Genomic DNA, 9338 nt, shown 5'->3' on the forward strand with positions numbered 1-9338 from the left:
TTCTCCCGAGGTCTTGTCCGCTCGGCCGTTGCGGCCCGCGGCCTCCCCTTTGCCGCCGTTTTCGCGACTTGATTACACCGATCTGTGTAATTAGAGTCGGCAGCGCCCCCAGCGTCAAGGGAAAAGAACACAGGTCTGTGTCATGCCAGCCACTCCCGCACAGCCGGGTTCGCCCAAGCCGACCATGAAGGAGCGGATCCTCGCCGCGGCCGACCGCCTGTTCTACCTGCAGGGCATCCGTGCCGTCGGCGTCGACACGGTGGCGGCCGAGGTCGGCATCAGCAAACGCACGCTCTACAATCACTTCCCGTCCAAGGACCTGCTGATCGCCGCCTACCTGTCACGCCGCTCGACGCCGGTGCCCGCCTCCGACAAGCCGCCGCTCGAGCAGTTGCTCGGGGCGTTCGATCGTCTGGCGCGCGCCTCGGGCCGTAGCGACTATCGCGGCTGCCCGTTCGTCAACGCGGTGGCCGAGCTCAGCAGCGAGGACCATGCGGCACGGCGCATCGCCCTCGACTTCAAGGAGAGCCGCCGGCTGTGGGCGCGGGATCTGCTGACACAGCTCGGCGCCGCCGAGGCCGATCGCCTCGCCACCCAGATCGTGGTGCTGATCGACGGCGCAATCGCCGCCGACCTGGTGCGCCGGGATCCGGCGATGGCGCAGGCGGCGAAAGCCGCGGCCGCCGTGCTGCTGCGTAACGCCGGAGTACAGCTCGATGCGCCGCTCGCCGCCGCGCCGCGGGCCGCACGCGAGGCGGCCGCCCCTCGCCGCACACCGAAGACGGCGCACGCCACGCGCCGGTCGCGAGGCGCAAAAACGTAAGCGGATTGGACTGCGCCGTCGCCGTTCAGGCGGCGTTGGCGACGACGCGGTTGCGGCCGTCGTGCTTGGCGCGGTACAGCGCCTGGTCGGCGCGCTTCATGACGTCAGCGACCGGCTCGCCGTTACCGCCGAGCACGGCGATGCCGATCGAGATGGTGACGTCGATGCGCCGCGCGCCCTTCTCGATCGCGAACGGCTCGCCGGCGATCGAGCGGCGCAGCCGCTCGCCGACCATCGCCGCGACACTGATGTCGGTCTCCGGCATCACCACCACGAACTCCTCGCCGCCGTAACGGCAGGCGAGATCGATGCCGCGGATCGACTTGCGGATGCGCACCGCGAACTCGCGCAGCACGTCGTCACCGGCGTCATGGCCATAGCTGTCGTTGATCGACTTGAAGAAGTCGATGTCGAGCATCATCAGCGCCAGCGGCTTGCCGCGCGTGGCGGCCTGCTCGGCGAGCGTCGCGAGATGACTTTCCATGTAGCGGCGGTTGTGCAGGCCGGTCAGCGCGTCGGTGATCGCCATCTCGATCGAGCTCTGCACGTTGTCGCGCAGGTGATCGGTGTAACGGCGGCGGCGGATCTGGGTGCGCGCGCGGGCCAGAAGCTCGTTCTTGTCGACCGGGCGCAGCAGGTAGTCGTTGACGCCGATCTCGAGGCCCCGCAGCAGCCGCGCATTGTTGTCGGCATCCGCCAGCGCCAGGATCGGAACCTGGCGGGTCCGATCGAGCGAGCGCGCCTGGCTGCACAGCCGCAGGCCGTCGAAGTTCTCGAGGCTGAGCGAGACGATCAGGAGATCGTATCTGCCCTCCGCGGCGTGAAACAGCGCCTCGTTCGGATCGGTCTCGACGTCGACGGTGTGCTCGGTGCTGAGCACCGGCGCAAGCCGCTCATAGGACGAGGGGCGGTCGTCGACCAGCAGGATGCGGCCGCCCTTGCCGACATCGGCCACCGCCTCCCGCTCCGGGCTCTGGATGCCGATCTCGAACGAGGTGATCGCGCGCATGCGCAGCTCGTCGGTCATCATCTTCAGCCGCGTCAGCGAGCGGACACGGGCGATCAGCACCACGTCCGACACCGGCTTGGTCAGGAAATCGTCGGCGCCCGCCTCCAGCCCCTTGACGCGGTCGGAGGGATGATCGAGCGCGGTCACCATCACCACCGGAATGAAGTGGGTCTTCGGATTGGACTTCAGGCGGCGGCACACCTCGAAGCCGTCCATGTCCGGCATCATGACGTCGAGCAGCACGATGTCGCATTCGGCGCGCTCGCAGATCTCCAGCGCCTGGGCGCCGCTGCTGGCGGTCAGCACGTCGAAGTATTCGGCGGACAGGCGGGCTTCCAGCAGCTTCACATTGGCTGGAATGTCGTCGACGACCAGAATGCGTGCGGACATCGCAACCTCATCTTATCCGATGAACTGCCGGACCGTTTCAATGAATTTCCCGACCGAGATCGGCTTCGACAGGTAGGCCTCGCAGCCGCCTTCGCGGATCCGCTCCTCGTCGCCCTTCATGGCGAACGCGGTGACGGCGATGATGGGGATGGCGCGCAGCTCCGGATCGTTCTTGATCCAGCGCGTCACATCGAGCCCGGAGACTTCGGGCAGCTGAATATCCATCAGAATCAGGTCGGGCCGGTGCCGGCGCACGAGGTCGAGCGCATCGGTCCCCCGGTTGGTTCCGACGGTCTGGTAGCCATGGGCCTCCAGCAGGTCGCGGAAGAGCTTCATGTTGAGCTCGTTGTCTTCCACGATCAGGACGGTTTTGGCCATCCCGTCCCTCCTATCCGGTGCAATGCATCCGTCATCGGCAAACAATCACTTTCGCCGCGCCAGGCGCTCATTTCAAAACAACGTGGACAGCGCGATCACAGCACGAGTCGGACCATGGCGTCGCTTGATAAGGCTCCGCTGACTCGGGCATGATGATTCAAAATAGAGACGATAAGTTACGGAAAGGCAAACAGAATTGATGACAAAGCGATCGCACGATCCCCGCGAAGTTGCTGAAATCGTGGCGATTCAGGCGCTTTCCTTCATCGCCGGCGATGTCGAGCGGCTGGGCGCCTTCCTGGCCGAGACCGGCATCGGGCCGGAAACCCTGCGCACGGCCGCGAAAGACCCCGAATTCCTCACCGGCGTGCTGGATTTCCTGCTGCGCGACGAGGCGGCGCTGCTCGCCTTCTGCGAATCGTCGCATCTCGACGCCAAGATCGTCTCCAACGCCCGCGAGGTGCTGGGCGGGCCGACATGGGAGCGTGAGGACCCGTGAGCGAGGCGCCGCAGTGCTTCTGCCGCGACTGTCTGGCAGACCTGCCACGCACGACCACGCGATGCACGGCGTGCGGCTCCCCCCGCATCGTGCGCCACCACAACCTCCCCGGCCTGACGCTGGCGCACATCGACTGCGATGCGTTCTATGCGACCGTCGAGAAGCGCGATCGTCCCGACATTGCCGACCAGCCGGTGATCATCGGCGGCGGCAAGCGCGGCGTGGTGTCGGCGGCCTGCTACATCGCGCGCACCTATGGTGTGCGCTCGGCGATGCCGATGTTCCAGGCGCTGGAGCGCTGCCCGGACGCCGTCGTCATCCCGCCCGACATGGCCAAGTATGTCCGCGTCGGCCGCGAGGTCCGCGCCGCCATGCTGGCGCTGACGCCGCTGGTCGAACCGCTGTCGATCGACGAGGCTTTCCTCGACCTCGGCGGCACCGAGCGGCTGCATGGCATGATCCCGGCGAAGGTGCTGGCGCGCTTCGCCCGCGACGTCGAGCGCGACATCGGCATCACCGTCTCGATCGGCCTGTCGGTCAACAAATTCATCGCCAAGGTCGCCTCTGATCTCGACAAGCCGCGCGGCTTCGCTGCCCTCGACCAGGCGGAAGCCGCCGCAATGCTGGCGACAAAGCCGGTCGGCTTCATCTATGGCGTCGGCCCCGCCACCGAAGCCAAGCTCGCCCAGCGCGGTTTCCGCCTGATCGGCGACCTGCAGCGTGCTGACGAGATCGAGCTGATGCGGCAGTTCGGCCCGGAAGGACGGCGGCTGTGGCGGCTGGCGCGCGGCATCGACGATCGCCTGGTGATTGCCGACCGTGACGCCAAGACGATTTCGAACGAGACCACGTTCGAAAGCGACATCAAGGACCTGGCGACGCTGGAGAAGGTGCTGTGGCGGCTGTGCGAGAAAGTCTCCGGCCGCCTCAAGAGCGGCGAGCTCGCGGGCTCCACCATCACGCTCAAGCTCAAGACGGCGGATTTCCGCCAGCGCACGCGCTCGCAGTCGATCAACGCGCCGACCCAGCTCGCCGGCCGCATCTTCGCGACGGCGCGGGACATGCTCGCGAGGGAAATCGACGGCACCGCATTCCGCCTGATCGGTGCCGGCGTCAGCGCGCTGAAGCCCGGCGCCAGCGCCGCCGACGATACCGACATGCTGGATCGCCGCTCCGCCCATGCGGAGCGGGCCATGGATGACCTCAGGAAAAAATTCGGCTCGGCCGCCGTGATCCGCGGCATCGCCTATGACGGTCCAGCCAAGTCAGACTGAAGCAGACAGAGGAAGCGGCCGGCTTGGCGCGTCCGCAGCCGCCGACCCGAAACGCTCAGTGCAAGGCTTACAGGAACTCAAGGCTTGAAGAATTCACGACTTGAAGAATTCACGGCTTGCAGGGCTTGGTATCCTTGACGTCGATCTTGCCCATCGCGCCGGCGATGACGAAATCGTTGTAATCGAGCACCAGCGCCCGCGACACGCCGTTCTCGTAGAGCTCGAACGACATCGCATAGACCGGGGTCTGCTCGCCGGCGTCGGACTTCGCCGCGCGATCATAATAGCTCACCGTCACCGGCCAGCGGGTCATGCTCTTGAGCGCATCGCTGTCGCTGCTGGCGTCGGGCTGCGCCGGCTTGCGGTCTCCGGGGATCGGCTGACCGATCACCGTCAGGGTGTTGTAGACCTTTTCGCCATCGTCCGAACCGTCATAGACCACGAGCTCAAGGATCGTCTTGCCCGCCTTGGCCGCTGCGATGATGCGCTTGACCTGCTCGGTCGGAAACACCGTCTCCTCGCCGAGGTTGAAGGTCTTCTGCTGCGGCTGCTTCAGCTTCACCGTGATGCCGTGGGCGGTGCGCTCGGCCATGCCATCGACCGCGGCCGGGGCGTTGTCGTTCATCCGCGTCTCGACCTTGAAGCGATAGCTCTTGCCGTCGGCTTCTTCCCAGCTGGTGGAGCGCAGGTCACTCATGGTGGTCCTGCTCTCGCCGCTGTCGAGCTCCGACACCTGGCGGAAGTCGGTGGTGTAGCCATCGCAGCTGCTGCCCGAGAAACTGTAGAGGATGCGCCCGCGCGCGCTGTTCACCGCGGCATTGCCGCGCGCCTTGCGCAGGCTGAGATCATAGACCGCCTGATGGGCGAGGAAAGGCACGCTGGCCGCAGGCGCCGCCCGCACGGTATCGCCGGCGGTGAAGGTCAGCACGGCAGCAGCCAACAGCGGCGCGATCTTGCGCATGGTCACGGCACTTGAGCGAACGTAGAGCTGCGAGCGACGCATGCCGCCTCCTTGGACAAACGAATCAAACCATAGTTGCCGCCATGGTGCGCCGCAATCGGGATAGCTCTCGAAACCGTCGCCGGCTCCATTAAAAAACGGCCATGTTTCCTGTCATTGCCAAACTTGCATGGCGCCCGTTGATGGGTGAAATAAGGCCGGTTTGGTGGATCTGGCATTCGCTTCGGCATCTCCGCCAGTCCATCAAGCGAATGTCAGGTCCAAAACCACTCTAGAATCTTATATTTGCAAGTGTCCCTCTGATTCTGACATTCGCAAAAAAGCCTTCCGCAAAGTGGCGCAAATGTTAGAACCGGGACACGAGCTCCGGTCAAATCGGCTTGAAAGCCGACACAGCCGAGCCGGCGCGCCGCAACCTGGGATCGAGGACACACACAATGGCCGGAACGGTTGAGCAGAAACTCGCGACATTGGGCATCACCTTGCATGCGCCGGCGGCACCGGTTGCGAACTATGTCGGCTTCGTGCGCACCGGCAACCTGCTGTTCGTGTCCGGCCAGGTGTGCTTCGGCGCCGACCGCCAGCTGGTCGCGAAGGGCAAGCTCGGCGCCGGCGTCAGCATCGAACAGGGCAGCGCCGCCGCACGGGCCTGCGCGATCAACCTGCTCGCCCAGGTCAAGGCCGCGCTCGGCGACCTCGACAAGGTCACCCGCGTGGTGCGGCTCGGCGGCTTCGTCAACGCAGCTCCCGACTTCCTCGACGGCCCGAAGGTGCTGAACGGCGCCTCCGACCTGATGGTCGAAGCGTTCGGCGACAAGGGGCGCCATGCGCGCACCACCGTCGGCGTCGCCGCCCTGCCCTCGGACGCGGCGGTGGAAGTCGAAGCGGTCTTCGAGGTCGCCTGACCGCGATGCGCGCCCCCGACTGGCTGACGGCGCGCCCGGTCGCGCATCGTGGACTGCACGACCGCGCGCGCGGCATCATCGAGAACATGCCGGCCGCGGCCGCGGCTGCGGCCGCGCGCGGCTTCGCCATCGAGGTCGACATCCAGCTCTCCGCCGACGGCGAAGCGATGGTGCATCATGACGCCGCGCTCGGCCGGCTGACCGAGGGCACCGGCAAGCTCGCCGACCTGACGGCGGCACAGCTCAAGGCGGTGGCGTTTCGCGACACCACCGACCGCATGATGACGCTCAGTGATCTCTGCACCCTGGTCGCAGGACGCGTCCCGCTGGTGATCGAGGTCAAGAGCGCGTTCACGGGCGACCGGCGGCTGGTGCGGCGGATGGCGCAGGTGCTCGCGGAGTACAGCGGCCCCGCGGTCGCGATGTCGTTCGATCCGGATCAGGTGCTGGCGGTGCGCGAGATCGCGCCGTCGCTGCCGCGCGGGATCGTCGCCCAGCGCAGCTATGACGACGACTACTGGCAGCATCTGCCCCTTGCGCAGCGCAACGCCATGCTGGGGCTGCGCCATGGCTTTCACACCCAGCCGCATTTCGTCGCCTACTGGATCGAGCAATTGCCGGCGCCGGCGCCCTGGATCGCCCGCAACGTGTTCGGCTGCCCGCTGCTGACCTGGACGGTGCGCACCACGGAACAGCGCCAGCGCGCCGCGCGCCATGCCGACCAGATGATCTTCGAGGGGTTCGTGCCGCAGCCATGACGGCCGCGCCCGCTTGCAAAATGGCGCGCGCGTTCCGATCTGAAGGACACCGATGGACATCACCGACCACCGCCCCTTGCCGCGCAACCGCCCTGCCCGCTGAATGCCTGAGCCCGACCTGACGCTTGAAGCCGTTCCCTCCGTCGCCAGGATCCCGGCCGCCGACTGGGACGCCTGTGCCCATCCGGCCGGCGAGGCGTTCAATCCGTTCGTGTCCCATGCCTTTTTCGCCGCGCTGGAAGCCTCCGGCTCGGCCAGCGCCCGCGCCGGCTGGGGCGCGCGCCATCTGGTGGCACGTCGTGACGGCGCGATCGTCGGCATCGTGCCCTGCTATCTGAAGGCGCACTCCCAGGGCGAATACGTCTTCGACCATGGCTGGGCCGACGCCTATGAACGCGCCGGCGGGCGCTACTATCCCAAGCTGCAGGCCACCGTGCCGTTCACCCCCGCCACCGGACCGCGCCTTCTGATCCGCGACGGTGTCGACCGCGACGCGATCGCCTCCATGCTCGCGCGCGGCCTGATCGGGCTCTGCGACGCGACCGACGCCTCCTCGGTGCATGTCACCTTCGCCCGCGAGCAGGAATGGCAGCGTCTCGCCGAGCACGGCTTCCTGCAGCGCACCGACCGTCAGTTTCACTGGCACAATGAAGGTTATGCGAGCTTCGAGGATTTTCTCGGCAACCTCGCCTCGCGCCACCGCAAGGCGATCCGGCGCGAGCGCCGCGATGCGCTCGCCGCCGGCATCACCATTCACCACCTCACCGGCGAGGCCATCACCGAGGAGGCGTGGGACGCCTATTTCGAGTTCTATATGGAGACCGGCTCGCGCAAATGGGGCCGGCCCTATCTCAACCGCAAGTTCTACGCCGAGATCGGCGAAACCATGCGCGACCATGTCCTGCTGGTGATGGCGAAGCGCGACGATCGCTGGATCGCGGGCGCGATCAACTTCATCGGCTCCGACACGCTGTTCGGCCGCAACTGGGGCGCCATCGAGCATCACCCCTTCCTGCATTTCGAGGTCTGCTACTATCAGGCCATCGACTATGCGATCGCCAACCGCCTGACGTGGGTCGAGGCCGGCGCCCAGGGCGAGCACAAGGTGGCGCGCGGCTACCTGCCGCAGACGACGTATTCCGCCCACTATATCCCCGACCCCGGCTTCCGCCGCGCGGTGCGCGAGTATCTGACGCATGAGCGCGCCCATGTCGCCGACGACATCAGCGAGATGACCGACGCTGGTCCGTTCCGCAAGGCGGGCGACGATCAGGGCTGAGCGGCTTGACCGGCTCTGGCGCGGCGGCGAGAGTGGCGCCGCGCGATGGTTCGCAAGCAAGAGGCCCCGATGACGGCATACGACCCCGAGAACATCTTTGCCAAAATCCTGCGTGGGGAGATCCCCTGCTACAAGGTCTATGAGGACCCGCATACCCTCGCTTTCCTCGACATCATGCCGCGCTCGCCGGGCCATGTGCTGGTGATCCCGAAGGCGCCTGCGCGCAACATCCTCGACATCACGGCCGACGACTTCGCCCATGTCGCCCGCACCGCGCACAAGATCGCCAGCGCCGCCCGCAAGGCGTTCAACGCCGACGGCATCACCGTGCAGCAGTTCAACGAACATGCCGGCGGCCAGGCCGTGTTCCACCTGCACATGCATGTGATGCCGCGCACCACCGGCGTCGCGCTGCTGCCGCCGATGAGCCACAAGGAGACGCCGCAGGTGCTCGAGGATCACGCCACGCGCCTGATCGCCGCCCTTGGCGCCGCGTAGCGCATGGCACTCACGTTCCTGTGATCAGGGGCCCGCGCCCGGCGCGAGGCCCCACTCTTTTGGGCAGGCCGCGCGGTCGCCGCCACTCATATCCGGCTAGATTTTTTGCTCGCACGGCCTCAGCAAATCGTCGCAGGTCGACGACCGCGCTATTTCTGCGTGCACTTTCAAACCCTTGCCAGATCATTTCGAGTTGAACTTTTTTCGGCAAGGATTGCGGGTTAGCGAAACTTGGAACCGCTCCAGAAAATTTGGAAATTTGATGTCATTTTCAAGGAGTTAGCGGTTCCATTTTTTCGCACGACAGCCTCTGTGTGTTGCCGACGCGTCACAGCTTTCTTAATGGAATCCCTGTATCACCCGGCCATTCAAGCGCGCCGTCTCAGTGCGCGTGGGGATGTAGTGGAGAATACGATGATGAAGAAGATCCTGCTGGGCAGCGTGGCGCTGATCGCGCTGGGCACGTCGGCTTTCGCGGCTGACCTGCCGGCCCGTACCTACACCAAGGCGCCGGCCTATGTGCCTGCTCCGATCTACAACTGGACCGGTTTCTACATCGGCGGT

Annotated in this window: 10 protein-coding genes and 1 pseudogene; 8 read left to right on the plus strand and 3 right to left on the minus strand. The window is 66.0% G+C overall.

Annotated elements, in window-relative coordinates; all coding sequences use genetic code 11:
- The first annotated feature begins 142 nt into the window (after positions 1-142).
- Complete coding sequence (locus AB4Z37_RS30530) at positions 143-823, plus strand: TetR/AcrR family transcriptional regulator (RefSeq protein WP_441520475.1); 681 nt, start codon at positions 143-145, stop codon at positions 821-823.
- Positions 824-848: 25 nt separating this feature from the next.
- Here AB4Z37_RS30530 and AB4Z37_RS30535 read toward each other — a convergent pair whose 3' ends face one another.
- Positions 849-2222 carry a PleD family two-component system response regulator gene (locus AB4Z37_RS30535; RefSeq protein ID WP_441520476.1) on the minus strand — a complete coding sequence of 458 codons (1374 nt, stop codon included), beginning with the start codon at positions 2220-2222 and terminating at the stop codon, positions 849-851.
- A 12-nt stretch (positions 2223-2234) separates the two neighbouring features.
- Entirely contained in the window at positions 2235-2600 is a 366-nt protein-coding gene (locus AB4Z37_RS30540) for a response regulator (RefSeq protein WP_441520477.1), read from the minus strand.
- 199 nt (positions 2601-2799) lie between these two features.
- Here AB4Z37_RS30540 and AB4Z37_RS30545 point away from each other — a divergent pair, with 199 nt between their 5' ends.
- A complete protein-coding gene (locus AB4Z37_RS30545) occupies positions 2800-3099 on the plus strand; it encodes a DUF3572 domain-containing protein (protein WP_441520478.1) in 300 nt (99 codons plus the stop codon).
- Positions 3096-4373 carry a DNA polymerase IV gene (locus AB4Z37_RS30550; protein WP_441520479.1) on the plus strand — a complete coding sequence of 426 codons (1278 nt, stop codon included), beginning with the start codon at positions 3096-3098 and terminating at the stop codon, positions 4371-4373. Before AB4Z37_RS30545 ends, AB4Z37_RS30550 begins: the two co-directional genes overlap by 4 nt.
- 109 nt (positions 4374-4482) lie before the next feature.
- On the opposite strand, the gene AB4Z37_RS30555 is transcribed toward AB4Z37_RS30550, so the two are convergent.
- Positions 4483-5334, minus strand: coding sequence for a cell envelope integrity EipB family protein (locus AB4Z37_RS30555; RefSeq protein WP_441520486.1), 852 nt, complete (start codon positions 5332-5334; stop codon positions 4483-4485).
- 437 nt (positions 5335-5771) lie between these two features.
- Between AB4Z37_RS30555 and AB4Z37_RS30560 the strand changes: the two genes are divergently transcribed.
- The 5 genes and pseudogenes from AB4Z37_RS30560 to AB4Z37_RS30580 all read left to right on the plus strand — a co-directional run.
- On the plus strand, positions 5772-6239 hold the full coding sequence (locus tag AB4Z37_RS30560; protein WP_441520480.1) for a RidA family protein: 468 nt from the start codon (positions 5772-5774) through the stop codon (positions 6237-6239).
- 5 nt (positions 6240-6244) lie between these two features.
- Positions 6245-6997, plus strand: coding sequence for a glycerophosphodiester phosphodiesterase (locus tag AB4Z37_RS30565; protein WP_441520481.1), 753 nt, complete (start codon positions 6245-6247; stop codon positions 6995-6997).
- 103 nt (positions 6998-7100) lie between these two features.
- On the plus strand, positions 7101-8276 hold the full coding sequence (locus AB4Z37_RS30570) for a GNAT family N-acetyltransferase (RefSeq protein ID WP_441520482.1): 1176 nt from the start codon (positions 7101-7103) through the stop codon (positions 8274-8276).
- A gap of 69 nt (positions 8277-8345) precedes the next feature.
- Positions 8346-8774, plus strand: coding sequence for an HIT family protein (locus tag AB4Z37_RS30575; protein ID WP_441520483.1), 429 nt, complete (start codon positions 8346-8348; stop codon positions 8772-8774).
- A 417-nt stretch (positions 8775-9191) separates the two neighbouring features.
- Positions 9192-9338: pseudogene (locus tag AB4Z37_RS30580) on the plus strand (porin family protein); the annotation flags it as partial.

This window comes from Bradyrhizobium sp. 2TAF24 (assembly GCF_052115025.1).
In the GTDB taxonomy this organism is placed as follows: domain Bacteria; phylum Pseudomonadota; class Alphaproteobacteria; order Rhizobiales; family Xanthobacteraceae; genus Bradyrhizobium_A.

Coding starts and splice junctions, on each gene's coding strand:
- AB4Z37_RS30530 (WP_441520475.1), top strand. CDS start 143: ATGCCAGCCACTCCCGCACAGCCGGGTTCGCCCAAGCCGACCATGAAG.
- AB4Z37_RS30535 (WP_441520476.1), bottom strand. CDS start 2,222: ATGTCCGCACGCATTCTGGTCGTCGACGACATTCCAGCCAATGTGAAG.
- AB4Z37_RS30540 (WP_441520477.1), bottom strand. CDS start 2,600: ATGGCCAAAACCGTCCTGATCGTGGAAGACAACGAGCTCAACATGAAG.
- AB4Z37_RS30545 (WP_441520478.1), top strand. CDS start 2,800: ATGACAAAGCGATCGCACGATCCCCGCGAAGTTGCTGAAATCGTGGCG.
- AB4Z37_RS30555 (WP_441520486.1), bottom strand. CDS start 5,334: ATGCGCAAGATCGCGCCGCTGTTGGCTGCTGCCGTGCTGACCTTCACC.
- AB4Z37_RS30560 (WP_441520480.1), top strand. CDS start 5,772: ATGGCCGGAACGGTTGAGCAGAAACTCGCGACATTGGGCATCACCTTG.
- AB4Z37_RS30565 (WP_441520481.1), top strand. CDS start 6,245: ATGCGCGCCCCCGACTGGCTGACGGCGCGCCCGGTCGCGCATCGTGGA.
- AB4Z37_RS30570 (WP_441520482.1), top strand. CDS start 7,101: ATGCCTGAGCCCGACCTGACGCTTGAAGCCGTTCCCTCCGTCGCCAGG.
- AB4Z37_RS30575 (WP_441520483.1), top strand. CDS start 8,346: ATGACGGCATACGACCCCGAGAACATCTTTGCCAAAATCCTGCGTGGG.